The sequence below is a fragment of the Brevundimonas sp. genome (genome assembly GCF_035627055.1).
GTDB lineage: Bacteria > Pseudomonadota > Alphaproteobacteria > Caulobacterales > Caulobacteraceae > Brevundimonas.
This window is the reverse complement of record NZ_DASPMM010000001.1, coordinates 36,377-59,818: the sequence shown is the minus strand read 5'-3', so window position 1 is coordinate 59,818 and position 23,442 is coordinate 36,377. Positions and strand designations below refer to the sequence as shown.

The following is a 23,442-nucleotide window of genomic DNA, read 5'->3' as shown; positions in this document are numbered from 1 at the left end:
GCCGCCCCTCGCCTCTGGCTGCTCATACCCGACAGCGCCCCACTCCAGCTCCATAGCCCCACCGCAGGCCGGGCCCCGTGGCGTCTTCCGCTCGACGCAGCGCACCCGGCGCTCGATTCGGTTCAGCGGGATGTCGCCGGCGCGTTCGATCATAACCGCCCGGCTCAGGTAGCGATGGCCACCGCAGCCTGGGCGCTGGCATATGGCGAGGATGTACGAGCCCTGGGGGATTTGGCTCGGGGTGATGGAGAAGCGGGCGGGCATGGCCCGGCGGTATAGACCTGAGAGAACGTCTCGTGAACGTATTGTGGGGGAAAATGTGACGCGGCCGTCGCGCGAACCATCGGAAACCGTCGCCTCCCTGCGCCTTGCCGTCCCGCAAATCCCCGTCTAAAGCCCCGCCAGACCTAATGCGGATGTGGCGGAACTGGTAGACGCACTGGATTTAGGTTCCAGCGCCGCGAGGCGTGGAGGTTCGAGTCCTCTCATCCGCACCATTGTTTTTGAAGGCGTAGTCGCGACGCGGCCGCTCGCGGCTTGAGCGCAGGACGCTCGCCTCCCCGGCGGGCTTTTTTATCGCCGCAACTGTTCTTGCTTTGTTCTCTTCGTCTGCTATCGTCGCGTCATGGCTGAAGCGGCGAAGGGACGGGGGGCGCGGTCGAATGCGACCGGGCGGTTCGAACCGGAGACCGTGGAGGCCTTCGACGACGGCTGGACAGGCGACGATGTCGAGGCGGCGCCCCTGCGCACCACCCTGACGCCCGAGCACGCCCGGACGATCATCGCGCGGAACACCAGTCCGGACATCGGTTTCGACCGGTCCATCAACCCCTACAAGGGCTGCGAACATGGCTGCATCTACTGCTACGCCCGTCCGTCCCATGCCTGGATGGGCCTATCCCCGGGCCTGGATTTCGAGAGCCGGATCTTCTTCAAGCCCGAAGGCGCGCGTCTGCTGGAGCAGGAGCTCTGCAAGCCGCGATATGTCTGCAAGCGCATCCACATAGGCGGCAACACGGACCCGTATCAGCCGGTCGAGCGGGAGCTGAGATCGACCCGGTCGATCCTCGAGGTGCTGCAGCGGTTCCGGCATCCGTTCAGCATCATCACCAAGTCGGTGCTGATCGGGCGCGACGTCGACATTCTCGGGCCGTTGGGGCGCGAGGGGCTGGCCTCGGCCTATGTCTCGATCACGACGCTGGACCGGGGACTGGCGCGGGCGATGGAGCCGCGCGCCTCGACGCCGGCGAAGCGGCTGGAGGCGATCAGCCGGCTGGCCGAGGCGGGATGCCCGGTCGGCGTCGGCTTCGCGCCGGTGATCCCGGGCCTGAACGATCACGAACTGGAGGCGGTGCTTGAGGCTGCGGCGAAGGCGGGCGCGACCTCGGCCATGTATGTGACGCTGCGCCTGCCGCTGGAAATCAAGGACCTGTTCCGCGAGTGGCTGGCCGACGCCCGACCCGACCGCGCCGCCCGGGTGATGTCGCTGATCCGCCAGACGCGCGGCGGCCGCGACTACGATCCGGACTGGAACCAGAGGATGAAGGGCGCCGGTCCGGTGGCGGAACTGATCGCCACGCGCTTCAAGGCGGCGGTGAAACGCTATGGGCTGGACGGGCCAAGGCATGCGCTGGACGAGAGCCGGTTCCGCGTCCCCGCCGAGATGAAGAAACAGTTGGATCTGTTCGCCTGAAGCGGCGGCCACGGAGCGGACGGGCCGCCTGTCCGTTGACGTCACGCTTGCGAGGCCCATGTTCGCCCGCTCACGAACGGAGGCCCCGGCGCATGGCGAAACGCACGACCAGCGCGCGAAAGACCCTGAACGCGGCCAACCTGGCGGCGCTGGGACCCGAACGGCTGGCGGCGATGCTGGTCGAGGTGGCCGGCGGCGACCGGATCTGGAAGCGCCGCCTGAAGATGGAGCTGGCCTCCGAACTCGGCGCGGCCGACCTGGCGTTCGAGATCGACCGGCGGCTGACGACGCTGGCGACCAGCCGGACCCGGGTGTCGTGGCGCAAGCGACCCGAGCTGATCCGCGACCTGGAGGCCCTGAGGCTGATGATCGCCGGCCGGCTGATTCCTCTCGATGCACGGCTGGGGCTGGACCGGATGATCGCCTGGTTCGACCTCTATCCGGGGCTGACCGTGAGGGTGAAGGACCCGAAGGACGAACTGGGCCAGGCGTTCGATGCGGCGACGGCCGACCTCGCCGCCTCGGCCGCCGCGGCCAGGGCCGAGGTCGCCGGGCCCGTTCTGGCGGACGCCGTGCTGACGCGACTGTCGGACTGGGGGCGCTGGATGGGCCGCGCGACCGCGGGTCTGGACAGGCCTGTCGCCCGACGCCTGCTGTCCGAACTGACGGCGGGGCGGCCGGCGCCGACGGGGCGATTGGCGCTGGTCGTACGCAAGCTGGCGGATCGCGTGGACGACTTCGAGCTCTGGGCCGGCACCATTCCGGAGGCGGACCGCGCCCGCCCCGAAATCGGCGCCGAAATCGCCCGCCGCCTGGCGACCGCCGGCCGGGCGGCGGAGGCGCGAGCGGCGCTTGAGGCCTCGCGTGCTCCGGCTGCGCCCTCGCGCTGGGGCCGCCCGGCCGGGCTCCCTTCCCCGCCCCCGGACGTCTGGCTGACGGCGGAGATCGCGGTGCTGGACAGCGAGGGTCGATCCGAAGAGGCCGCCGCCGCCCGCTGGGCGCTGTTCGAACGCTCGCTCGACGCCAACCAGCTGCGCGCCCTCATCGCCGCCCTGCCCGACTTCGAGGACGTGGCCGCGCTTGACCGGGCCCATGGGATCGCCGCCGGTTGGCCGGACGCCGACAAGGGCCTGGCCTTCCTGATGAACTGGCCGGCCCATCGCGAGGCGGCGGAGATGATCCTGACGCGGTCGGGGTCGCTGCGCGGAACCGCCGAAGAATTTCCGCTCTGGGCCGGGCGGTTGGCGGGCCGCTATCCGGTCGCGGCCATGCTGCTGCTGAGGGTGCGGATCCGCACGCTGGTGCAGCTCGGCGCCGTGACCGAGGCCGCGGCCCTGATCTCCGAGGCGGCGGTGCTGGCCGACCAGGCCGACCTGCCCCCCGGCGTGCCGGATCACGCGGTCTTCGCCGCCGAACTGGAGACGGACATCCGCCGCTCCCGATGGCGGCGGTGACGGCTAACGCCGGAACACGGCGACCAGCTCGACGTGGGCGGACCACAGGAACTGGTCGACAGGCGTGACCCCCTCCAGCCGGAAGCCCCCGTCGACCAGCACGCGGGCGTCGCGGGCGAAGGTGACCGGATTGCAGGAGACGTAGACGACGGTGTGCGCCTTCGCGCCCCCGAGCTGGGCGGTCTGTTCGCGGGCGCCGGCGCGGGGCGGATCGAGCACGATCGCGTCGCAGCCGCGCAGGTCGTAGGGGGCCAGCGGGCGGCGGAACAGGTCGCGGACCTCGGCCGTGATCGGCTTCAGCCCCTGCGCCGTGCCCATCCCCGCCTTGAGAGCCGTGATCCCCGCCGCCGAGGCGTCGGCGGCGAGCACGGGCGCGACCGTGGCCAGCGGGAAGGTGAAGGTCCCGGCCCCGCAGAACAGGTCGGCGATCTTCTTCGCCCCGCGCACCGCCTCGACGGCGCGCGAGACCATGGCGACCTCGGCTTCGGGGACGGCCTGCAGGAAGCCGCCGGCCGGCAGGGGCACGGTGGCGGGGCCGAAGCCGACGAGCGGCTGGCGCGACATCACCAGCGTGTCGCCGGCCAGGCTGAGGCGGGCGAGATCGGCCGCGGTCGCGGCCTCGATGGCGCGCAGCTGGGCGTCGCGTGAGAGGCCGCCGCTGCGCCGCTCGACTCCGGTGACGTCGACATCCAGACCGGTCAGGGTCCAGGTCACGTGCAGGGTCGGAGCCGACTTCGGATGTTCTAGGAAGGCCTCGGCCACCCGGGTCAGGGCGGGGATGGCCGCGACCAGCCGCGGCTCGGCCACCGGGCAGACTCGGATCTCGACCAGGCGCCAGCTCTTGCGCGCCTTGAAGCCGAGGATCGCCCGTCCGTCGGGGCCGCGCCGGGCGTGCAGGGCGAGCCGACGGCGCGTGCCGGGGGGCACCGCCACGGTCGGCTGGATGTCGGTCTCAACGCCCTCGCGCGACAGGGCGAGGCGCACCTGGTCGCGCTTCCACTCCAGATAGGGTTCGCTGGCCCAGTGCTGCAGAGAGCAGCCGCCGCAGTCGCCGTAGTGGGGCGATACCGGCGCGATCCGGTCGGGGCTGGCGACGAGGAGGTCGACCGACTCGGCGCGGCCGTCGCGCACCTCGGCGCGCACGGTCTCGCCCGGCAGGGTCAGGGGCGCGAACACCGGGCCGCCGGGCCTGTCGGCGATCCCGTCCCCCTGCCCGCCCACGCGCGTGATGGTCAGCGTTTCCGTCATGGCGCGCTTCTAGAGGTTCCGGCCCGGCGGCGAAACCTGAACGAAGATGAACGGCGCGCTCAAAGGCCGTTCAGCTTCACGGCCTTAACGATGAATGCAACAGACCGGGGCGCCGTTCGTTCGGGCTCCATCTCTGCAACAGAGTTCAGGATCGACCGATGTTCGCCCGTCTGACCGCCACCGCCGCCGCCGCAGCCGCCGCCGCCGGCATGCTGCTGGCCCCCGCCTCGGCCTCGGCCCAGGCCTACACCTACCAGGGTGACCGCTACGGCTCGTACGAGCAGCCGTACCGGTACAACGACAGCTACGGCTATCAGGACCAGTACCGGTACGACGACCGCTACCGGGATGATCGCTACCGCAACGACTCCTGCCGGAGCGACCGCCAGGCCGGCGGCGCGGTGATCGGGGCCGGCATCGGCGCCGTGGCCGGATCGCAACTGGCGGCGCGCGGCCGCCGCACCGAAGGCAGCGTGCTGGGCGGCGTGCTCGGGGCCGTGATCGGCGCCGGCGTCGGCGGCAGCTCGGCCCGCGACTGCGACCGCTACTACGGCCAGTCGGACTATCGCTACGACAACGACCGCTACGGCTACCAGTCGTACGACCCGTCCGGATATCAGTCGTACGACCGCTACGACGACCGGTATCGCTACGACGACCGCTACCGCGACAGCTACGACTACGACCGCAGCTACAGCACCCGCTACCAGTCGGGGTACGGCCCGGATTCCTATGCCTGCCGCACCATCGAGACGCGCGCGCGCACGCGCGATGGCCGGCTGGTCACCCGCTACGAGCAGTCCTGCCCGGACCGCTACTGACCGAATCGCATCGCCGGTTATTTTTCAGCCCCCCTGTCGATCGGCGATGTGACGGAGACCCCCGGTGGAGAAATCCACCGGGGGTTTTTCCTTTTGCGAAGAGGCGGCGCTAACGCTCGCGACGCGGTCGCTCGCTGCTTGAGCGCGGGTCGCGCCAGGCGCGGCGGGCCCAGAGCAGGAATTCGACGTTGCCGTCGCCGCCGGTGATGGGGCTCTCGGTGGTCGCCTGGACGGACCATCCCTGCCCTTCCAGCCAGGACGAGACCGAGGCGACGGCGACCCGATGGGCCTCGGGGTCCTTGATCACGCCCTTCTTGCCGACGGCCTTGGGGCTTGCGGCCTCGAACTGGGGCTTCACCAGCGTGACCAGATCGGCGTCGGGCGCGGCCAGGGACAGGGCGGCGGGCAGGACCTTGGCGAGGCCGATGAAGCTGGCGTCGCAGACGATCAGCTGCGGCGGGTGCGGGATCAGCCCGGGCGTCAGGTCGCGGGCGTCGGTGTGCTCGAGGCTGACGACGCGGGGGTCGGCGGCGATGCGCGGGTGCAACTGGCCCGAGCCGACGTCCACCGCATAGACCCGCGCCGCGCCGCGTTCCAGGCACACCTCGGTGAAGCCGCCGGTCGAGGCGCCGACGTCGAGCACGGTGCGGCCCTCGACAACGACGGGCCACAGCGACAGGGCGTGGTCCAGCTTCAATGCGCCGCGTCCGACCCAGCGATGGGCGTCGGCGTAGGTGACGACGGCGTCGTCGGCGACGGACTGGGAGGCGGCCCGGGCCGGCGCGCCGTCCACGGATACCCCGCCCGCCTCGATCGCCGCCTTCGCCCTGGCCCGGCTTTCGGCCAGGCCCCGCGCGACCAGCAGCTGGTCGAGCCGGACCCGTGTCACCCCACCGCGTCCAGACGAGCCAGGGCCGCCTGCAGCTTGGCCTTGCCGGCCTCGGCCTCGGCCAGCTTCTCGCGCTGCTCCTCGACGACCTCGGGCGCGGCGCGGGCGACGAAATTGGGGTTGCCCAGCTTCTTATTGACGTGGCCGATGTCGCTGTCGAAGGCGGCGATCTCCTTCTGGAGCCGGGCGCGTTCGGCGGCCAGATCGATGATCCCGGCCAGCGACAGGGCGGCGGTGGCGCCGCCGGACACGAAGGTCACGGCGCCCGCGGGCGTCGCGTCGGCCACGGCGATGTCCGACACCCGGCCGAGGGTCAGCAGCAGATCGCGATGGCGGGCGATCCGCCCCGCCGTTGCGTCATCGGGCGCGACGAAGGCCAGCGGCGGCCTGGCCGACGGGGGCACGTTCATTTCGGCGCGGAGGGCGCGGATCTCGGTGACGAGGTCGACCAGCCAGCCAATCTCGGCCTCGGCGGACGGGTCGATGAAGGCGTCGGGCAGGTCGGGCCAGGCGGCGCCGATCAGGGTGGGCTCAGGACGCGGCGCGCCTTGGTCCGCCAGCTGGCCCCACAGCTCCTCGGTGATGAAGGGCATGACCGGGTGCATCAGCTTCAGGGTCTGGTCGAGGGTCCAGGCCGTCATGGCGCGGGTCTCGGCCTTCGTCGCCTCGTCGGCGCCGGTGAACACCGGTTTGGCCAGTTCGAGGTACCAGTCGCAGAAGACGTTCCAGACGAAGCGGTAGAGGGCCGAGGCGGCGTCGTCGAAACGGCCGCCTTCGATGGCCGCGGAGACCTGGCGCCCGGCTTTTGTCAGTTCGCCGCGGATCCAGCGGTTGATGGTCTGCTGCACGCCCGCGGGGTCGAAGCCTTCGACGCGGCGCGCTTCGTTCATCTGCGAGAAGCGGGCGGCGTTCCACAGCTTGGTGCCGAAGTTACGATAACCTTCAATGCGTTGGCGCGATAACTTGATGTCCCGCGTCCCCGACAGGATGGCCATGGTGAAGCGCAGCGGGTCGGCCCCGAGTTCGTCGATGATGGTCAGGGGATCGATGACGTTCCCCTTCGACTTGCTCATCTTCTGGCCCTTCTCGTCGCGGACCAGGCCATTGATGATGACGCGCCGGAACGGCACTTCATCCATGAAGTGAAGTCCCATCATCATCATCCGGGCGACCCAGAAGAAAATGATGTCCGCGGCGGTGACGAGGTCGGAGGTCGGATAGAAGCGCGCGAGGTCTTCGGTCTTCTCCGGCCAGCCCATGGTCGAGAACGGCCACAGGGCGGAGGAGAACCAGGTGTCGAGAACGTCCTCGTCCTGGTGCAGCACGACCTCGGAATCGTAGTCGGCCATCGCCTGTTCGCGGGCGTCCTCCTCCGACTCGGCGACGTAAATTTCGCCATTCGGGCCGTACCAGGCGGGAATGCGATGACCCCACCACAGCTGGCGCGAGATGCACCACGGCTCGATATTGCGCAGCCACTCGAAATAGATCTTGGAGTAGCTGGCCGGTTCGAACGTGGTGTCGCCCTGCTCCACCGCCTTGATGGCCGGCTGCGCCAGGGTGTGGGCGTCGACGTACCACTGGTCCGTCAGCCACGGCTCGATGACCACGCCGGAGCGGTCGCCGTGCGGGACGACGTGACGGGTCTTCTCGATCTCCTTGAGCCAGCCCTCCGCCTCGGCCCGGGCCACGATGGCCTTGCGGGCGACGAAGCGGTCCATGCCGCAGTATTCGGCCGGGACGTCCGGCGTGTCGGCGTTGGTGATGCGCCCGAAGGCGTCGAGCACGTTCAGCGCCTCCAGGCCCGTGCGCTTGCCGACTCCGAAGTCGTTGAAATCGTGGGCGGGGGTGATCTTCACCGCGCCCGAGCCCTTCGCAGGGTCGGCGTAGTCGTCGGCGACGATGCGGATGCGGCGGCCGGTGATCGGGTGGTCGATCCATTGGCCGACGAGGCCGGCGTAGCGCCCGTCCTCCGGGTGCACGGCCACGCCGGTGTCGCCCAGCATGGTCTCCGGTCGGGTGGTGGCGACGACGATATGGTCGCGGGTTTCCCACTCCGTGGCCTTGCCCTCCTCGTCGAAAGCGATCGGGTGCTCGTAGGTCACGCCATCCGCCAGCGGATAGGCGAAATGCCAGTAGAAGCCGTCCATCTCGCGCTGCTCGACCTCGAGGTCGGAGATGGCGGTCTGGAAATGCGGGTCCCAGTTCACCAGCCGCTTGTCGCGGTAGATCAGCCCTTCCTTGTGCAGCTGGACGAAGACCTTGCGCACCGCGACCTGCAGCTCGGGATCGAGGGTGAAGCGCTCGCGCGACCAGTCGCACGAGGCCCCGAGCCGGCGCAGCTGCTGCTGGATCGAGCCGGCGCTGGTCGCCTTCCATTCCCAGACCTTGTCGACGAAGGCGTCGCGGCCCATCTCGCGCCGGCTCATGTTGCCCGCCGCGGCCAGCTGGCGCTCGACCACCATCTGGGTGGCGATGCCGGCGTGGTCGGTGCCGGGCAGCCACAGCACGGCCTTGCCGGTCATGCGGTGATAGCGGGCGAGGATGTCCTGCAGCGTGTTGTTGAGCGCGTGGCCGATGTGCAGCGAGCCTGTCACGTTGGGCGGCGGGATGACGATCGAATAGGCCTCGGCCGCCGTGTCCTGGCGGGGCGCGAACACGCCGCTCTCTTCCCACGTCGCATAGAGGCGCGGTTCGGCGGCTTTCGGGTCGAAGGTCTTGTCGAGCATGGAGTGGTCTTACACGAATGAGAAAGGGCGGCCCCGACTGGAGCCGCCCCGGAATGATCTAGCCTTGATCAGGTCGCAGGTGAAGCTAGCCGGCGGAGCGGGCGATGCGTTCGACTTCCTTGCGTACCTGGGCCTCGACGATGCCCGGCAGGTTGGCGTCGAGCCATTCCTTCAGCATCGGCCGCAGCAGCGAACGGGCCAGTTCATCGAGCGTGGGGCCGGAGGGGGTCGAGGGTTCCATGGGCTCGGACTTCTTCAGGGAGGAGGCCAGTCCGGCGAAGGCGGACGCGGCGCTGGCCGCGGCGCTGTCGCCGACGAGGGTGTCGTAGCCGGTCGGAGCCGCGCTGGCCGAGGTGTCGGCGGCGGGCTCCGGGGCGAAGACCGATTCGCTGACCGCCTCGACCGGGAAGGGATCGACATCGGCGGCCGGCGAGACGTCGAGGTCGCCGATGCTCTCGGCCGCCGGGGCCTCGTAGGTGTCGGTCAGCTCCAGCACGTCCTCCTCGGACGCCTCGGGCTCCTGCATGGCGGGGGTCTCATCCATCAGGGCGGGCGACGATTCGGCCGCGGCGGGCTCGTCTTCGGCCTCAGGCTCCGCTTCCGCCGGCGCGGCGGCGGCCTGGGGAGTCTCCGCGGGCGCGTCGTCTTCGGAGATGATCCGGCGGATCGACGCCAGGATTTCCTCCATCGTCGGTTCCTGGGCGGTCTGGTCGGTCATGTCGAAACCCCGAGGCGCGCGCGGCGAACGCAAAGTCTGAATGATGGGCGGCGCGGGGGCACGGCCCCTACCCCGCGAAATGTCGTCGCATCTCAGCCCGCTGGAATCAACGGGCGTTTTTCGCCTCCCAGGTTAACCAACCCGGCCCGAGTCGCCTACCGGGCGATCCGCCCGGTCAGTCGCGCGGCGCAGTCTGGACGAGCTCGGACTTCAACTGCTGGTCAATCGGCGCGTCGGGAGCGTCGGTGGCGGGCATGATCGGCGGCGCGACGATGCGGTCGACGGCCTCGAGCAGGGCGTCCCACGGCAGGGCTCCGCGATTGTGCACGCGGTCGTAGTTGTCGGCCGGGTCGTACAGGGTCAGCGTCGGGTCGAGATCCGCCCCTTCCAGCCGGCCCATCGCCGCCAGCAGATTGGCCTGGGCGACGTATTCGTTGCGGCGGGCGCTGGCCAGGGTGATCTCGGCGTTGCGCAGCTCCAGCTCCTGGTTGAGGACGTCGAGCGTGGTCCGCAGGCCGACCTGGGCCTCCTGGCGGACGCCCTCGGCGGCCACCGTGGCCGCGCGCACCGCTTCCGCCCCGGCCTCAAGGGTCGATCGCGCCGATACCGACTGGGCGTAGGCCGAGCTGACGGAACGCAGGGTGCTGCGGCGCGCGCCCTCGACGTTGATCTGGGCCACGTTGGCGCGTTCCAGCGCCTGGGCCACGCGGGAGCTGTTCAGGCCGCCGGTGAACAGCGGCACCGAGATGCTGGCCCCCGCGGTGAGGCGGGTGGTGTCGGCGATATCGCCGATCCGGTCAAAGTCATCGTTGGAGCCGCCGTACGAGGCGGTCAGCCGCGCCGACGGCATGTACTCGGCCTTGGCGGCGGCGACGTTGGCCTCGGCCGCGCGCAGGCTGAAGGCGGCGGAGCGGATGCCGGGGTTGTCCGCCAGGGCGACGTCGAGCGCGGAATCGAAATCGACGGGCACGCCCGGCAGAACCGGCATGGGCGCCAGGTCGCCCGGGGCCTGGCCGACCACAGCGGCGTAGGCGGCGCGCGACACCGACAGCTGGGCCTGAGCGTTGGCCAGGTCGGCCTCGGACTGGGCTAGGCGGGCCTCGGACTGGGCGACGTCGGTGCGGGTGATCTCGCCGACTTCGAAGCGGGCCGAGGCTTCCTCGAGCTGGCGCTGCAGCACGCCGAGGTTGGCCTGGCGGATGCGAAGGATTTCGCTGTCGCGGATCACGTCGGCATAGGCCTGGATCACCGAGGCGAGCACGGTCTGTTCGATGTCGCGCAGGTCCTCGCGGCCGGCCAGGACCTCGGCCTCGGCGGCGGTGATGCCGTGGCCGATGCGGCCGCCGCTCCACAAGGTCTGCGACAGGCCGATGCTGGCCGAGGCGCTGTCGCCTTCGAACAGGGCTGCGTCGCCGTAGCTCTGGCTGTGGTCGCCGCTGAAGGTGATGTCCAGCTGCGGGCGCAGGCCCGCGCGGGCCTGGACGATCGACTCGTCCAGGGCGCGCTGGTTGGCGCGCTGGGCCAGCAGAGAGGGATTGGTCTGATAGGCTAGGGCGATCGCTTCCTGCAGCGTCTCGGCCCAGGCAGGCGCGCTCAGACCGGCGGCGACGGCGAAGATGGCGACCGAGGCGAGCGCGCGCGAACGTTTCAGCATGTCTGTTCCTGCCTGGCGCGCACGAGGATGCACACGCCCTTTGTATCCCATAGGCCTGATGCGGGACGGTTTCCTCCCGCGCCAGTTAAGATTTTTTCACGCGCCCGCCGAAAAAGGACCGAGGCGCCGACTACAGGGCGAAGGCGGGCTCGGGCGCAAGGTCCGCAAGAACCGGCGGCGCGGCGTCGAAAAGCTCGCGACGCGAGAGGCCCGAGGCTCCCTTCACATAGAGGACGGCCTTGCCGGCGGGGCCGGCGCGCTCGACCACGGCGAGGCGGCCGCCGACCTTGAGCGCGGCGAGCCAGGCCTCGGGGCGCACGGGCGCGGCGGCCTCGGAGACGATGACGTCGTAGCCTTCACCCACGGGCCGGGCGAACGGCGCGACCACCGCATTCACCCCGGCCTCCGCGAGGGCGGGAGCCACCACATCGAGCACTTCGGCGTCGGCTTCCTGGGCCGTGACCGTCAGGCCCATCTGCGCCATGACCGCGGCCGCGTAGGGGGCGGCGATGGCCAGAGCGGTCTCGCCGGCGCACAGGTCCAGCGCCATCAGCAGTTTCGACAGGTCGCGGGGCAGCATCAGACGGCGGCCGTTGGCGATCTCCGGCTCGATCTCGGCATAGGCGGCGAAGGCGCGCTCGGCCGGCAGGAAGCGCTCGCGCGGCACCGCCAGGAGTGCGGCCTGCAGGTCACGATCCGTGACGTCGTTCACCCGGACCTGACTGTCCACCATGACCTTGCGCGCGGCGGCGAAATCCATCTGTCGATCGTCCCGAAAAGGCAAAGCGCGGTAACGCGCCGGAAATCTCGCGCGCTTATAGGTCTGTGCGTTGCGGGCGACAATCCGATCTGATAGCGAACGCCCCTCGCGATGGCGAGGTCGCCCCCAGAGGCGGCCCCAGGGCCTGATGGCGGAGTGGTGACGCAGAGGACTGCAAATCCTTGCACCCGGGTTCGATTCCCGGTCAGGCCTCCATCGCGAGTTTCAGACAGTCAGGACCCGGTCAGACCGGCGCGGTGATCCAGCCGATGACGGTGGCCGCACTGACCGACGCGGCGACGATCGTGACCGCGACGGCGACGCGCGCGTTGCGGCTGACGAAGAACAGAATGCTGTCGAACATAGCCAACTCCCCCCGGACCCCGACACAGCGCCACAGATCGCGACGTTCATCAAGGTATACGAAGGGTTAATCGCGGTTTGGTGAACGCCTCTCGCCTATCGGGTGAAATGATGCAGGGCGATGGCCGCTGCAGTGGCCACATTGAGGGAATCGAAGCCGCCGGACATCGGAATGCCGACCGTCTCGCAGCGGTCCAGCAGCCGAGTCGGCAGGCCCGGACCCTCGGCGCCGAGCACGATGGCCGTCCGCCCTCCCCTCGGGGCGAGGTGCAACGGCGACGGCGACGACGGGGTCATGGCCAGGACGCGGAAGCCGGCGGCCTTCAACCCGTCGATCATCTGGCCCGCGTCGAGGCCGGCCGCCATCGGGGTGCGCAGCGCCGCACCGACCGAGACGCGGATGGCCTTGCGGTAGAAGGGATCGCAGCAGCGGTCGTCGAGCAGCACGGCCCCGGCCCCGAAGGCTGCAGCGGCTCGGAAAATGCCCCCCATGTTGTCGTGATTGCCGATGCCGCAGGCCAGCACCACGACGGCCTCGTCGCCCAGCGCGGTCAACACCTCGCCCGGCGATCGTTGCGGGGGCTTCCGGCCCAGGGCGAGGATGCCGCGGTGGAGATGGAAGCCGGCGACTCCGTCGATCACGGGCTGGGAGGCGGAATAGACGGGCGTTCCGGCCGGCAGGGCCGCCAGCGCGTCGGCCAGCGCCGGCAGCCGCTTTTCGGCGATCAGGGCCGCGACCGGGGCGCACAGCGAGGCCGGCGAGGCGAGCACCCGCAACACCACTTCGCCCTCGGCCACGAACAGCCCCTCGCGGCCGGTCAGGTCGCGTTCGCGGATATCGCGGAAGGCCGCGACGCGAGGGTCCAACGGATCGTCGATGCGGATTGCGGCCAATCGGATATTTCCCGTTGCGTGAGCGCGACTCGCGCTGCTATAGCGCCCGCCTTCCCGAGAGGAAGTGTTCCGCGGTAGCTCAGTGGTAGAGCAGCCGACTGTTAATCGGCTGGTCGTAGGTTCGAATCCTACCCGCGGAGCCACTCTCGGCCTTTCCCGTCACTCAGGCGCCGGACGCCCTTCCCGCAGTTCGGCAAGCCGTTCGACCTGCCTGGACGAGGCCGACGAGTCGAGGCGCTCCACCCATGCGGCCAGTTCGGCGTCGATGACGGCGCAGGGCTCGATGTCGACGACCCGAGCCATGCACAGCGTCAGGAGAATCGCCGGCGCCCGCGGACCGCACGCGACTCCGCTTCCGTTGGCCCAGCCCTGTTGAGAGAGGCAGCCGTCGCCGTGGGTCCAGAAATACCGGCTGCCGGCTGTCCTGCCGTAGCGCCAGAAATATTGGGAACCCTCGGCGGTCCCGTAGCGCCAGTAGTAGATGGAGCCCGGTTCGGTTCCGTAGGCGGCGTAGTAGAAGCTTCCGGGGTCGTCGCCGTAGGTCATGTAGTAGACGCTGCCGGCGCCATTGCCGTGACGGACCGCGTAGGACGAGATGGCGGACCGCCCGTACATCCACTCCTGGCGCGAAAACGGCAGCCCCTCGGGAGCGGCCTGCCCGCCCGACAACAGGGCGGCGATCATGAGCGAACCCAACATTTCCGGCCTCCCGAACCGCTTTCCCGAACGGTACGGCCCACCCGCTCGCGGTCAACCGGCCGTCAGGAGTCGTCAGGTCGGCAGGCCAGAAAAAAGCCCGACGCGAACGCCGGGCTGAAGTGGTTCGGTGATGGTGGGTGTCCTCGAACAAAGAAGACGCCCCCTCGATCAGCTGAATTGGTTAACGGGCCGTAAACCGTCTCAGGGTCCGGCGGGATCGGGCAACCAGGTCGACTGGCTGGCGCCGGCTGGCCCGGGCCAGCGGACCCGCCAGCCGGACTCGAGTCGCTCCACCGACAGCCCGGCCGACGCCGGCGCCTCGCCCGGCCAGACGAAATCGCGGCCATCGACCTGAATCTGGTCCGGACCGCCATGCGGGGCCAGCATGACGCTCCAGCCGCCCGCGGCGTCGGGCGCGACCTGCACCGTTTCGCCGTCGCTGCGCACCTCGACCCGATCCGTGCCCTGGGCGACCCGGCCCGAGGCCAGCCGCATGCGCCCGTCGCTGTCGACTGCGCCGAGGGCCGGGGCCGCGTCGAGCCGGCGGGTCGCCCCGCCCGGGCGCAGCACGACAACCGGCCCCTGCCCTCCCGCGAGGATCAGCAACTGATCGGGCGACGGCGCCGTGTCCTGGCCCACCTGGGTCTCGGGGCGGAGCAGAAGACGCGCCGCAGGGGCCGGAAGGCGGATTTCGAACCGGCCTCGCGAGTCGGCCGACGCCGCGAAGGCCGCGCCGTCGTCGCTGCGCAGCACCACCCGTCCGTCGGCCTGGGCGACGCCGGACACGACGAGGGTCGAGCCCGTCCGGTCGACGCGCTGGATCACCGGCGGGCGGGTCCAGTCCCCCGCCGCCTGCGGACCGGTCTTGTCCTGCTCGGGCGGCGCCGGAGAACAGGCCGTCGCGACGCCCGCGAGCGCCGCCGCGACAAGGGACAATATCGCCCGTTTCATCCTGCCTCTCCGACCGTTAGGAGTGTCGCCCCAGATAGCGCGGCGATGCGCCCGCTGTCTTTCATTGTCTGCAAGAGGCCTCATGTCGTCGCCCGTCACCATCCAGCCGTTCGACGGCAAGTCGGTCTGCCTGTTCTGCGGCTCGGCCGAGACCGTGAATCCCGAGTATCTGGCGGCGGCGCGGGCTTTCGGCGAACAGACGGCGCGGCAGGGCTGGCGGCTGGTCTATGGCGGCGGCGGGGTGGGCCTGATGGGGGCCTCGGCGCGGGCGGCGCACGAGGCCGGCGGACGGGTGCTGGGGGTCATGCCCGGCTTCCTGCGCAGCCGTGAACGGCTGTTCGACGAGGTCGAGACCCTCGTCGTTCCGTCGATGCACGAGCGCAAGACAATCATGTACGACCAGTCGGATGCCTTCGTGGTCGCGCCGGGCGGCGTCGGCACGCTGGAAGAGGCCATCGAGGTGCTGTCGTGGAAGCGGCTCGACCTGCACGCCAAGCCGGTGGTGTTCCTGAATCTCAACGGCTTCTGGGATGCGCTGCTGGCGGTCATGGAGCACAGCATCGAGGAGGGCATGACCCCGGCGTCGTTCCGGCGGGCGTGGGCGGTCTGCAACTCGGTCGAAGCGGCGATCGAGACGGTCCGTGCGTCGGACGAGATGCCTCACTTGCAACATGATCAGCGATAAGTAATCACTGGTCAGTCAACACCTCGCATTCGACGCTGGCTGCTGACGTCGCCGGGCGGATCAACGCCCCTGCCATCCTCGGAGACCTCCCCATGCGTGCTCTGCTTATCGCCGCGACCCTTCTCGTCGCCGCTCCGGCGTTCGCCGGCGCCCCCGTCTCGAGCGCCGTGCTCGCCGACGCCTCCAAGGCGCCCGCCGAACGCACCATCATCGACGGCGCCGCCTGGCGCTGCGAAGGCGCCACCTGCACCGCCAGCGGCGGCGCCAACCAGACGGCCACCCGCGCCTGCCGCCGGGTCGTGGCTCGTTTCGGCGCCGTGACCGCCTTCACCTACAAGGGCGTCCAGCTGTCCGCCGATCAGATCGCCGCCTGCAACGCCTGATCGGCGCCAGCGGGATCGACCAAAGACAAGGGCCGCCCTTTCCGAGGGGCGGCCCTTTCTGACTCTGGAAGGGAGTCAGTCCGGCGGTCAGGCGGTCTCGCCGGCCAGCCGCTTCACGATGCGCTCGCGGCCGATCAGCGGCACCAGGCTGGCCATGTCCGGGCCGTGCGCCTGACCCGTGAGGATATGGCGCAGCGGCATGAACAGCGCCTTGCCCTTGGCGCCGGTGCGTTCCTTGACGGCGTTGGTCCAGACCGACCAGGCGTCGGCGTCCAACGACTGGGGCAGGACTTCCAAGGCCGCGGCGGCGAAGGCGGCGTCTTCAATCACCGGCGTGACCGGGCCACTGATGATCCGTTCCAGATCAACCACATCCGAGAACTTCTGCAGGTTCGGGCGCAGGGTGTTCCAGACGGTTTCCCCCATATCGGAACCGAGCGCCGCCAAGCGCGGGCGGGCGGCGGCGTAGTCCATCGCGTGCAGGGCCTGGGCGTTCAGCCGGTCGAGATCGGCGGTGTCGTAGCGCGCCGGCGAACGGCCCATTTTCGAGAAGCTGAAGCTCTGTCCCAGCGCGTCGACGGAGGCGCCGACCTCGAGCGGGTCCGAGGTGCCGATGCGGCCCAGGTGGCTGGTGATGGCGATCGGCTCATAGCCCTGCTCGCGCATCTCCGAGATCGACAGCGAGCCGAGCCGCTTGGACAGGGCCTGGCCGTCGGCGCCGACCAGCAGCGGCATGTGGGCGAAGGCGGGCACGGGGCCGCCCAGGGCCTCGAAAATCTCGATCTGGGCGCCGGTGTTGGTGACGTGGTCCTCACCGCGGATGACGTGGGTGATGCCCATGTCGATGTCATCGACCACCGACGGCAGGGTATAGAGGAACAGACCGTCCTCGCGGATCAGCACCGGATCCGACATGGAGGCGGTGTCGACCTCGGCATGGCCGCGCGACAGGTCCTCCCAGGCGACCCGTTTGCCATCCAGCTTGAAGCGCCAGTGCGGGCGGCGGCCCTCGGCCTCGTAGGCGGCCTTCTGGGCGTCGGTCAGCTCAAGCGCCGCGCGGTCGTAGACGGGCGGCAGGCCCCGCGACAGCTGCACCTTGCGGCGGCGATCGAGCTCGTCGGCGGTTTCATAGGCGGGATACAGCCGGCCCGAGGCCTTCAGGCGGGCCGCGGCCTCCTCATAGCGGTCGAACCGCTTCGACTGGTTGTGGCGTTCGTCCCAGACCAGGCCGAGCCAGGTCAGGTCGTCCTCGATGCCCTGCTCGAACTCCGGCGTGGAGCGGGCCAGGTCGGTGTCGTCGATGCGCAGGACGAAGGAACCGCCCTGCCCTTTGGCGAACATCCAGTTCACCAGCGCCGTGCGCACATTGCCTACGTGCAGCTTACCCGTCGGCGACGGGGCGAAACGAACCTTGACGGACATGGAGCGACCTTGAAACGCGAGGCGCGTAGGTCGCGCTCGCAGCCGTTCAAGTCAAGGCGCAGCCGTCGCTCAGTCGTCGCGGTGGACGCGTTCGCGGCGCTCGTGCCGTTCCTGGGCCTCGACCGAGAGGGTCGCGGTGGGGCGGGCTTCCAGACGGCCGAGGGTGATCGGCTCGCCGGTCTCCTCGCAATAGCCGTAGGAGCCGTCCTCGATGCGGCGCAGCGCTTCGTCGATCTTGGAGATCAGCTTGCGCTGGCGGTCCCGGGTCCGCAGCTCGAGGGCGCGGTCGGATTCCGATGACGCCCGATCGACCAGATCCGGATGGTTTTCCGTCTCGGCCTTCAGGTTGACCACCGTGCCCTTGGACTCGCGAAGGATTTCATCCTTCCAGGCCAGGAGCTTGGCCTTGAAATAGGCCAGCTGCCGTTCGTTCATGAACGGCTCGTCCTCGGAGGGCCGATAGGTGTTCGGCTCACTCACAGACGCCAATGCGTTCATCGCACTCACGCTCTCAACAGCGCCCCCCTGTGGCGCAGTGCTGCGTATAGGGATGGCGAAGAGTCGCGGCAACAACGCTCGCGCGAGCGTGACCGCGATTGATCGGGTGGGTGGCCGAGCGTGACATTTCTTCATCACCCGGCGCTCGCCGAGTGCGCTTTTGCGAAAGATTTCGCCGACTTATGCTGCGTTGCGGCGAAGATCAGCCTTGGCCAGCTCAACCGCGGCCCGCAGATCGATCTGGGCCAGCAGGCCATTCAAGGCCGGATCGGCGTCGATCGGCCGGTCCTCGCCCAGACCGCGGCCGAGCCGTTCCAGCGCCGCCTCGCCCGCCTCACCCGCCAGCAGGGCCAGCTTCAGTTCGTCGAGCCGGTCCAGCAGACCGCTGCCGCGGCGGATGGCGCGGCGGCGTCGCTCGGTGGCGTCTTCCACGCCCTGCAGGGCCATCAGGGCCGAGACGCCCGCGACGCCCGAGACCGTGGCGGCGGCCGTGGCCGCGCCAGCGGCGGCGGACGCTCCGGAGGCGGGCACCGAAAAGCCGCCAGCCGCTTTCGCGGGACGGGCTCCCCGTGAGGAGGACGGGCCGGAGGGGCCGGTGACCTTCATGGATTGCGACTCCAGGACATGGTGCGACCATCGTCGGCGCCGGGTCACCGTTTGGTTAACGCCCCGGCAGTTTCTGCCGCATCGATGCAGCCTCGGTGGGACGGGCCCCTGAAATCATTGAGCTTTTGGATTGGCACAGGGCTGGCATCGCAACGGGCACAACAGTTCGCGGACCCCGTACCGATGCAGAAACTGCTCGCCTCCCTCCTGACCGCCGCCGCCATCGCCGGATTCGCGGCCCCGGCCGCCGCCCAGTCGCGGATCAAGGACATCGCCGCCGTCGAGGGGGTGCGCACCAACCAGCTGGTCGGCTATGGCCTTGTGGTCGGGCTGAACGGCACGGGCGACAGCCTGCGCAACTGCCCCTTCACGCGCCAGTCGCTGGAAGGGATGACCGAGCGACTCGGGGTCAACATCCGAGGCTCCAATGCCAACTCCAAGAACATGGCGGCGATCATGGTGACGGCGGAGCTGCCGCCCTTCGCCACGCCGGGTTCGCGCATCGACGTCAACGTCTCGTCGATGTGCGACGCCAAGAGCCTCCTGGGCGGGACCCTGCTGGTCACCAGCCTTCAGGGCGCGGATGGCGAGGTCTATGCGGTGGCGCAAGGCTCGATCCAGACGGGCGCGGTCTCGGCCTCGGGCGCTTCGGGCTCGTCGGTGACGCGCGGCGTGCCGACCGCGGGCCGCATCGCCTCGGGCGCCACGGTCGAGCGCGAGACGGGCTTCGAGCTGGCCAATATGAACGAGGTGCGGCTGACGCTGCGCAATCCCGACTTCACCACCGCGCAGCGGGTCGCCGCCGCGATCAACCAGGTCTATCCGAACGCCGCCCTGGCCGAGAACGGCACGGTCATCGCCCTGCGCGCGCCCGGGCAGATGGGCATGGCGGGCTTCATCAGCCGGGTCGAGAACCTGCCGGTGCAGGTCGACGCGCCCGCCAAGGTGATCATCGACGAGGTCAATGGCGTCATCGTCATGGGCGAGGCGGTGCGAGTCTCCACCGTGGCCATCGCCCAGGGCAATCTGACCGTCTCGGTGCAAGAGACCCCGACGGTGAGCCAGCCGGAGCCGTTCAGCCGGGGCGGCCAGACCGTGGTCGTGCCGCAGTCGGAAGTCTCCGTCGAAGAGGAACTGGGCCGCCAAATGCGGATCGTCGGCGGCGGCGCATCCCTGTCCGACCTGGTCAACGGCCTGAACGCCCTCGGCGTCAGTCCGCGCGACATGATCAGCATCCTGCAGGCCATCAAGGCCGCCGGGGCGCTGCAGGCCGAAATCGAGGTGATGTGAGCATGAGCGACCTGGCCGTCTCCCCCGCCCTGCTCCAGCCGACGCCGGCGGCGCCCGTCGCCACCGCCCGGATGCAGGAAACCGCGCAGGCCTTCGAGGCCTCCTTCCTCGCCCAGATGCTGAAGCCGATGTTCGAGGGCCTCTCCACCGACGGCCCGTTCGGCGGCGGCGAGGCCGAGGGCACGTGGCGCAGCTTCATGATCGAGGCCATGGCCAAGCAGACCGTCAAGGCCGGCGGCGTCGGCCTCGCCGATCAGGTCCTCGCCCAGATGGTGAAGATGCAGGAGCAGAGCCAATGACCGGAACCGCCGAACTGAACGCCACGGCCCGGGTGCGCCAGCTGATCGACCTGACCGAGCGGCTGACCGCCAGCCTCGGCGCCGAAGCCAAAGCCTTCGAGGCGCATCGGCCGCAAGACGCCGCCGCCACCCTGGCCGGGACCCAGGATCTTGCGAACGCCTACCGCCGCGAGTCGGCGCAGGTGAAGGCCAATCCGGCCGTGCTGGCCGCCGCCCCTGCGAGCGACCGCAAGGCCCTGATCCGGGTCACAGAGGCGTTCGAGGCGGTGCTGAGCCGCCACTCGCGCGCCATCGAGGCGGCGCGGATCATCTCCGAGGGCCTGGTCAAGACCATCGCCGCCGAGGTCGCCGCCCAGCGCGGCAGCCCCTCGGCCTATGGCGCCAGCGGCCGGGCCAACGCCGGAGACGGCCGCGCCGTCGCCTTCAACCGGACGGCCTGAGCTCAAGCGTCCGCTCCACGCCGATGGCGTGCAGGAACTCCGGGTCGTGGCTGACCACGATCATGGCCCCATCCCAAGCGGTCAACGCCGCCTCGACCGCGGCGATCGAGTCGAGGTCGAGGTGGTTCGTCGGCTCGTCAAGGACCAGCAGCTGCGGCGGACGGGCGCCGGTCATGACGCAGGCCAGGGCCGCGCGCAGCCTTTCGCCGCCTGACAGAGTGCGGACGATCCGCTGCGCCGCCGTGTTGCGGAACAGGAAGCGGGCCAGGGCCGCGTGGGCGTCGTTCGGCGTCGCCTCCGGGTTCAGGCGTCTCCAGGCCTCGATCAGGGTCTCGTCCGGCCGCAGCAGCGCCGTCTCCTGATCCAGCAGCGCCGCGGCGACGGGGCGCTCGACCCGGCCCGAGGTCGGCTTCAACTGGCCGGAGATCAATTTCAGCAGGGTCGTCTTGCCGGCGCCGTTGGGGCCGGTGATCGCCACCCGCTCCGGACCGGTCAGCTTGAGCGACACGGGCCCGACGATGCGCCGCCCGTCCGGGGCGTCCCACGCCGCCCCGTCCAGCGACAACACCATCTTGCCCGCCGACAGGCCCGTGGACGGCATCGGGATGCTCAGCGCTCGGACCCGCTCGACCCGCTCGCGCGCCTCGTTGAGCTCGGCTTCGGCCGCCGCCGCGCGACGTTGCGCCAGCAGGTTTTCGCGCGCGCCCGAGTTTTCCGCCCGCTCGGCCATGGCGCCCAGCAGGATCTTCGGCTCGGACTTCCTGCCGCGAAAGCGCGACCGGCCTTGTCGCGGCGGGCCTTCTTCTCCACGCCCCTCTGGCTCTCCCGCGCTGCCTGGGCGGCGTTCCGTTCGGCCACATCGAGGTCGCGTTCCGCCGCCGCCCGTTCCGCCGCCTTGCGCTCGGCGTACAGGTCGTAATTGCCGCCATGCACGGCGGCGCCGAGACTTGAGAGCTCGACGATCCGGTCCATCCGCCGCAGCAGGGCGCGATCGTGGCTGACGACGAGGGCGCCGCCCTTCCAGCGGCCCAACAGGTCGGCGATCGCCGCCCGACCCTTGACGTCGAGATGGTTGGTCGGTTCGTCCAGCACCAGCAGGTCGGGGGCTTCGAGCAGCAGGGCGGCCAGACGGAGGCGCGTCTGTTCGCCCCCGCTGAGGGATGCGGCCTCCCGCTCCGAGTCGAGACCGGGCAGGCCCACGTCGGCGAGTGCGGCTTCGATCCGTGTTTCCAGCGTCCAGTCGGCGCGATCGAGATCGTCCGCGGTTCCCTCGCCGGCGAGCACCCGCCGCACCACGGCCATGGCGGCGGCCACGCCGAGCAGGTCGAGGACCGTCTCGCCCGGCCGCGGCTCGCGCCTCTGTTCGAGCCAGCCGACCGTGCCGGCGCGCGCGACGGCCCCCTCCGCGGGTTCGGACAGGCCGGCGACCAGACGCAGCAGCGTGGTCTTGCCGGCGCCGTTGCGCCCGACAAGGCCCGTGCGCTCACGCCCGAAGGCGAGGCTCAGGTCTGAGAAAAGGGTGTGGCCGTCAGGCGTCCGGGCCGCGACGCGATCGAGCGTCACGAATGCGGATGGGGACGGGCTTGGGGCGAGGCTGGGTGAGGACATGGACCAACGCGAGCAGCGAAGCGGAAAGGGCGAAACCAATTCCCAGTGCGCTGATCATGTTCGTCGGGCCTCCAGTGAACTCACTCGAAGCAGGAGGATGGGTGCGATGTCCCGGCTTCGCAAGCAATTTCGCCGAGAGGGCCCGCTGACGAAGCCGTTACCGGCCGCGATCAAAACCGGAGCTGCGACGCCGCGGACGCTGTTCGGGGCCGCCCTCGCGTCCTACATCGCGGTCATGAGTCAACCCGCCGATCCCCAGGACGCCGCCGGCCGTCGCGCCGCGATCGTCGATCAGATCCGGGCCGAAACCGGCATCGACGAGGCCATGATCGCGCAGCTGGTCGACGGCTTCTACGACCGGGTGCGCGCCGATCCGCTGATCGGTCCGGTGTTCAACGAGCGGATCAGCGACTGGGGCCCTCACCTGGAGCAGATGCGGCTGTTCTGGTCGTCGGTGGCCTTGATGAGCGGCGTCTATCACGGGCGGCCGATGCCGAAACACCTGCCGCTGCCGGTCGACGCGCGCCATTTCGACCGCTGGCTGGAGCTGTTCGAGGCGACCGCGCGGGATCTCTGCCCGCCCGCCGCCGCCGACCACTTCATCGAACGGGCGCGGCGCATCGCCGAAAGCCTCGAACTTGGCATCGCCGGCGCTAACGGCGTGCTGCTGGGCAGAGGTGAGCGCTACCTGAGGCCGACGGAGGCGTGGACGCCGATCGACTAGCGTGGCCATGGCCGCAGGAGCGTGGCACGGTGGGCGCAAAGGATTTGCCATGCGCCGTTTCGCTCTCGTCGCCGTCGCCGGCTCGCTCGCCACGGCCTGCGCCCACGCCCCTGCCCCCGCGGCGGCGTCGCCCGACTATGCGCCGATCGTCGGAGACCCCGCCCCGCCCCACGCCCGGCTCTACGCCGACTGCTTCCGGCAGGCGGCGGAAACCGGCAGCTACCGCCGTGCCGCCGACGGCGGCGGCGACGAACTGCTCCTGTTCACCTGCACGGGCGCTCCGGCGCGCGCCTTCTACGAGGCGCTCGGCCCCTGGAGCGCACAGATCGACTCAGCCTTCCAGCATGACGGCCGCAGCTACCGGTCCACGGCGAAGGTCCAGGCCAATATGTTCGGGGTCGATTCCTGCTCGGCGGCCGGCGACGCGGACCATCGCTGCGTCATCACCTTCAACGCCGGCGATTTCCTCGATCAGTAGGGTCGCCGTGCGCGGCCGCGCCAGATTCTGGCAGCAGACTGGCGCCGCGGGTGTTTTGTTCCTACATTGTTCTTGCTGAATCCCGCGAACCAATCCCCATATAGCGCTGTCGCGCCGGAGCTTGCCCGGCCGCTCC

24 protein-coding genes and 3 tRNA genes are annotated in these 23,442 nt (G+C 70.1%); 13 read left to right on the top strand and 14 right to left on the bottom strand.

The window, feature by feature from the left end; genetic code table 11:
- Positions 1-412 precede the first annotated feature (412 nt).
- From VEA98_RS00275 to VEA98_RS00265, 3 genes are all read left to right on the top strand, one after another.
- Positions 413-497, top strand: a tRNA-Leu gene (locus VEA98_RS00275).
- A gap of 128 nt (positions 498-625) precedes the next feature.
- The gene (locus VEA98_RS00270) at positions 626-1,693 is read left to right on the top strand and encodes a PA0069 family radical SAM protein (protein ID WP_324809930.1); all 1,068 of its coding nucleotides are present in this window, start codon (positions 626-628) and stop codon (positions 1,691-1,693) included.
- A 92-nt stretch (positions 1,694-1,785) separates the two neighbouring features.
- Positions 1,786-3,147: a DUF6880 family protein gene (locus VEA98_RS00265; protein WP_324809928.1), complete on the top strand. Its 1,362-nt coding sequence runs from the start codon at positions 1,786-1,788 to the stop codon at positions 3,145-3,147.
- Between the two features lie 3 nt (positions 3,148-3,150).
- On the opposite strand, the gene VEA98_RS00260 is transcribed toward VEA98_RS00265, so the two are convergent.
- Positions 3,151-4,395, bottom strand: coding sequence for a class I SAM-dependent RNA methyltransferase (locus tag VEA98_RS00260; protein ID WP_324809924.1), 1,245 nt, complete (start codon positions 4,393-4,395; stop codon positions 3,151-3,153).
- 158 nt (positions 4,396-4,553) lie between these two features.
- On the opposite strand from VEA98_RS00260, the gene VEA98_RS00255 reads away from it, so the two are divergent.
- Positions 4,554-5,216 (top strand): hypothetical protein, encoded by a 663-nt coding sequence (locus VEA98_RS00255; protein ID WP_324809922.1) that lies wholly within the window; start codon positions 4,554-4,556, stop codon positions 5,214-5,216.
- Between the two features lie 109 nt (positions 5,217-5,325).
- Here the strand turns inward: VEA98_RS00255 and VEA98_RS00250 are convergent, their stop codons facing one another.
- From VEA98_RS00250 to VEA98_RS00230, 5 genes are all read right to left on the bottom strand, one after another.
- Positions 5,326-6,105 (bottom strand): TlyA family RNA methyltransferase, encoded by a 780-nt coding sequence (locus VEA98_RS00250; protein ID WP_324809919.1) that lies wholly within the window; start codon positions 6,103-6,105, stop codon positions 5,326-5,328.
- Complete coding sequence (locus tag VEA98_RS00245) at positions 6,102-8,834, bottom strand: valine--tRNA ligase (protein ID WP_324809915.1); 2,733 nt, start codon at positions 8,832-8,834, stop codon at positions 6,102-6,104. Before VEA98_RS00245 ends, VEA98_RS00250 begins: the two co-directional genes overlap by 4 nt.
- Before the next feature lie 85 nt (positions 8,835-8,919).
- Positions 8,920-9,552 carry a DUF2497 domain-containing protein gene (locus VEA98_RS00240; protein ID WP_324809913.1) on the bottom strand — a complete coding sequence of 211 codons (633 nt, stop codon included), beginning with the start codon at positions 9,550-9,552 and terminating at the stop codon, positions 8,920-8,922.
- A gap of 175 nt (positions 9,553-9,727) precedes the next feature.
- Positions 9,728-11,206 (bottom strand): TolC family outer membrane protein, encoded by a 1,479-nt coding sequence (locus VEA98_RS00235; protein ID WP_324809910.1) that lies wholly within the window; start codon positions 11,204-11,206, stop codon positions 9,728-9,730.
- A gap of 130 nt (positions 11,207-11,336) precedes the next feature.
- The gene (locus VEA98_RS00230; protein WP_324809907.1) at positions 11,337-11,966 is read right to left on the bottom strand and encodes a protein-L-isoaspartate O-methyltransferase; all 630 of its coding nucleotides are present in this window, start codon (positions 11,964-11,966) and stop codon (positions 11,337-11,339) included.
- Between the two features lie 142 nt (positions 11,967-12,108).
- On the opposite strand from VEA98_RS00230, the gene VEA98_RS00225 reads away from it, so the two are divergent.
- Positions 12,109-12,182, top strand: a tRNA-Cys gene (locus VEA98_RS00225).
- A 243-nt stretch (positions 12,183-12,425) separates the two neighbouring features.
- Here VEA98_RS00225 and VEA98_RS00220 read toward each other — a convergent pair.
- Positions 12,426-13,223 (bottom strand): RNA methyltransferase, encoded by a 798-nt coding sequence (locus VEA98_RS00220; protein ID WP_324809904.1) that lies wholly within the window; start codon positions 13,221-13,223, stop codon positions 12,426-12,428.
- 68 nt (positions 13,224-13,291) lie between these two features.
- Between VEA98_RS00220 and VEA98_RS00215 the strand changes: the two genes are divergently transcribed.
- A tRNA-Asn gene (locus VEA98_RS00215) sits at positions 13,292-13,366 on the top strand.
- A gap of 16 nt (positions 13,367-13,382) precedes the next feature.
- On the opposite strand, the gene VEA98_RS00210 is transcribed toward VEA98_RS00215, so the two are convergent.
- Both VEA98_RS00210 and VEA98_RS00205 read right to left on the bottom strand, forming a co-directional pair.
- Positions 13,383-13,922 carry a hypothetical protein gene (locus VEA98_RS00210; protein WP_324809901.1) on the bottom strand — a complete coding sequence of 180 codons (540 nt, stop codon included), beginning with the start codon at positions 13,920-13,922 and terminating at the stop codon, positions 13,383-13,385.
- A 201-nt stretch (positions 13,923-14,123) separates the two neighbouring features.
- On the bottom strand, positions 14,124-14,873 hold the full coding sequence (locus VEA98_RS00205; RefSeq protein WP_324809899.1) for a hypothetical protein: 750 nt from the start codon (positions 14,871-14,873) through the stop codon (positions 14,124-14,126).
- Between the two features lie 82 nt (positions 14,874-14,955).
- On the opposite strand from VEA98_RS00205, the gene VEA98_RS00200 reads away from it, so the two are divergent.
- A complete protein-coding gene (locus VEA98_RS00200) occupies positions 14,956-15,558 on the top strand; it encodes a TIGR00730 family Rossman fold protein (protein ID WP_324809896.1) in 603 nt (200 codons plus the stop codon).
- A 92-nt stretch (positions 15,559-15,650) separates the two neighbouring features.
- The gene (locus VEA98_RS00195) at positions 15,651-15,941 is read left to right on the top strand and encodes a CC_3452 family protein (RefSeq protein ID WP_324809893.1); all 291 of its coding nucleotides are present in this window, start codon (positions 15,651-15,653) and stop codon (positions 15,939-15,941) included.
- A gap of 87 nt (positions 15,942-16,028) precedes the next feature.
- Here VEA98_RS00195 and gltX read toward each other — a convergent pair whose 3' ends face one another.
- The 3 genes from gltX to VEA98_RS00180 form a co-directional block, all read right to left on the bottom strand.
- Positions 16,029-17,363: a glutamate--tRNA ligase gene (gene gltX / locus VEA98_RS00190; protein ID WP_324809890.1), complete on the bottom strand. Its 1,335-nt coding sequence runs from the start codon at positions 17,361-17,363 to the stop codon at positions 16,029-16,031.
- Positions 17,364-17,432: 69 nt separating this feature from the next.
- Positions 17,433-17,861, bottom strand: a complete 429-nt coding sequence (gene dksA, locus VEA98_RS00185; protein ID WP_324809888.1) for an RNA polymerase-binding protein DksA — start codon at positions 17,859-17,861, stop codon at positions 17,433-17,435.
- 180 nt (positions 17,862-18,041) lie between these two features.
- A complete protein-coding gene (locus VEA98_RS00180) occupies positions 18,042-18,467 on the bottom strand; it encodes a flagellar assembly protein FliX (protein ID WP_324809886.1) in 426 nt (141 codons plus the stop codon).
- A 183-nt stretch (positions 18,468-18,650) separates the two neighbouring features.
- On the opposite strand from VEA98_RS00180, the gene VEA98_RS00175 reads away from it, so the two are divergent.
- The 3 genes from VEA98_RS00175 to VEA98_RS00165 are packed head-to-tail and all read left to right on the top strand — an operon-like array spanning position 18,651 to position 20,496.
- Positions 18,651-19,757, top strand: a complete 1,107-nt coding sequence (locus VEA98_RS00175) for a flagellar basal body P-ring protein FlgI (RefSeq protein WP_324809884.1) — start codon at positions 18,651-18,653, stop codon at positions 19,755-19,757.
- Positions 19,758-19,759: 2 nt separating this feature from the next.
- Positions 19,760-20,056, top strand: coding sequence for a rod-binding protein (locus VEA98_RS00170; RefSeq protein ID WP_324809881.1), 297 nt, complete (start codon positions 19,760-19,762; stop codon positions 20,054-20,056).
- The gene (locus tag VEA98_RS00165; RefSeq protein ID WP_324809878.1) at positions 20,053-20,496 is read left to right on the top strand and encodes a flagellar basal-body protein FlbY; all 444 of its coding nucleotides are present in this window, start codon (positions 20,053-20,055) and stop codon (positions 20,494-20,496) included. Before VEA98_RS00170 ends, VEA98_RS00165 begins: the two co-directional genes overlap by 4 nt.
- On the opposite strand, the gene VEA98_RS00160 is transcribed toward VEA98_RS00165, so the two are convergent.
- Both VEA98_RS00160 and VEA98_RS00155 read right to left on the bottom strand, forming a co-directional pair.
- On the bottom strand, positions 20,480-21,097 hold the full coding sequence (locus VEA98_RS00160; RefSeq protein ID WP_324809874.1) for an ATP-binding cassette domain-containing protein: 618 nt from the start codon (positions 21,095-21,097) through the stop codon (positions 20,480-20,482). The genes VEA98_RS00165 and VEA98_RS00160 overlap by 17 nt on opposite strands.
- 8 nt (positions 21,098-21,105) lie before the next feature.
- Positions 21,106-22,059 carry an ATP-binding cassette domain-containing protein gene (locus tag VEA98_RS00155; protein ID WP_324809871.1) on the bottom strand — a complete coding sequence of 318 codons (954 nt, stop codon included), beginning with the start codon at positions 22,057-22,059 and terminating at the stop codon, positions 21,106-21,108.
- Between the two features lie 280 nt (positions 22,060-22,339).
- Between VEA98_RS00155 and VEA98_RS00150 the strand changes: the two genes are divergently transcribed.
- Positions 22,340-22,828, top strand: a complete 489-nt coding sequence (locus VEA98_RS00150; RefSeq protein ID WP_324809868.1) for a group III truncated hemoglobin — start codon at positions 22,340-22,342, stop codon at positions 22,826-22,828.
- A gap of 49 nt (positions 22,829-22,877) precedes the next feature.
- The gene (locus VEA98_RS00145; protein WP_324809865.1) at positions 22,878-23,306 is read left to right on the top strand and encodes a hypothetical protein; all 429 of its coding nucleotides are present in this window, start codon (positions 22,878-22,880) and stop codon (positions 23,304-23,306) included.
- Positions 23,307-23,442 lie beyond the last annotated feature (136 nt).

Coding starts and splice junctions, on each gene's coding strand:
- VEA98_RS00170 (WP_324809881.1), top strand. CDS start 19,760: ATGAGCGACCTGGCCGTCTCCCCCGCCCTGCTCCAGCCGACGCCGGCG.
- VEA98_RS00175 (WP_324809884.1), top strand. CDS start 18,651: ATGCAGAAACTGCTCGCCTCCCTCCTGACCGCCGCCGCCATCGCCGGA.
- VEA98_RS00270 (WP_324809930.1), top strand. CDS start 626: ATGGCTGAAGCGGCGAAGGGACGGGGGGCGCGGTCGAATGCGACCGGG.
- VEA98_RS00150 (WP_324809868.1), top strand. CDS start 22,340: ATGAGTCAACCCGCCGATCCCCAGGACGCCGCCGGCCGTCGCGCCGCG.
- VEA98_RS00260 (WP_324809924.1), bottom strand. CDS start 4,395: ATGACGGAAACGCTGACCATCACGCGCGTGGGCGGGCAGGGGGACGGG.
- gltX (WP_324809890.1), bottom strand. CDS start 17,363: ATGTCCGTCAAGGTTCGTTTCGCCCCGTCGCCGACGGGTAAGCTGCAC.
- VEA98_RS00245 (WP_324809915.1), bottom strand. CDS start 8,834: ATGCTCGACAAGACCTTCGACCCGAAAGCCGCCGAACCGCGCCTCTAT.
- VEA98_RS00240 (WP_324809913.1), bottom strand. CDS start 9,552: ATGACCGACCAGACCGCCCAGGAACCGACGATGGAGGAAATCCTGGCG.
- VEA98_RS00160 (WP_324809874.1), bottom strand. CDS start 21,097: ATGCCGTCCACGGGCCTGTCGGCGGGCAAGATGGTGTTGTCGCTGGAC.
- VEA98_RS00145 (WP_324809865.1), top strand. CDS start 22,878: ATGCGCCGTTTCGCTCTCGTCGCCGTCGCCGGCTCGCTCGCCACGGCC.
- VEA98_RS00195 (WP_324809893.1), top strand. CDS start 15,651: ATGCGTGCTCTGCTTATCGCCGCGACCCTTCTCGTCGCCGCTCCGGCG.
- VEA98_RS00165 (WP_324809878.1), top strand. CDS start 20,053: ATGACCGGAACCGCCGAACTGAACGCCACGGCCCGGGTGCGCCAGCTG.
- dksA (WP_324809888.1), bottom strand. CDS start 17,861: ATGAACGCATTGGCGTCTGTGAGTGAGCCGAACACCTATCGGCCCTCC.
- VEA98_RS00210 (WP_324809901.1), bottom strand. CDS start 13,922: ATGTTGGGTTCGCTCATGATCGCCGCCCTGTTGTCGGGCGGGCAGGCC.
- VEA98_RS00265 (WP_324809928.1), top strand. CDS start 1,786: ATGGCGAAACGCACGACCAGCGCGCGAAAGACCCTGAACGCGGCCAAC.
- VEA98_RS00235 (WP_324809910.1), bottom strand. CDS start 11,206: ATGCTGAAACGTTCGCGCGCGCTCGCCTCGGTCGCCATCTTCGCCGTC.
- VEA98_RS00200 (WP_324809896.1), top strand. CDS start 14,956: ATGTCGTCGCCCGTCACCATCCAGCCGTTCGACGGCAAGTCGGTCTGC.
- VEA98_RS00255 (WP_324809922.1), top strand. CDS start 4,554: ATGTTCGCCCGTCTGACCGCCACCGCCGCCGCCGCAGCCGCCGCCGCC.
- VEA98_RS00230 (WP_324809907.1), bottom strand. CDS start 11,966: ATGGATTTCGCCGCCGCGCGCAAGGTCATGGTGGACAGTCAGGTCCGG.
- VEA98_RS00180 (WP_324809886.1), bottom strand. CDS start 18,467: ATGAAGGTCACCGGCCCCTCCGGCCCGTCCTCCTCACGGGGAGCCCGT.
- VEA98_RS00205 (WP_324809899.1), bottom strand. CDS start 14,873: ATGAAACGGGCGATATTGTCCCTTGTCGCGGCGGCGCTCGCGGGCGTC.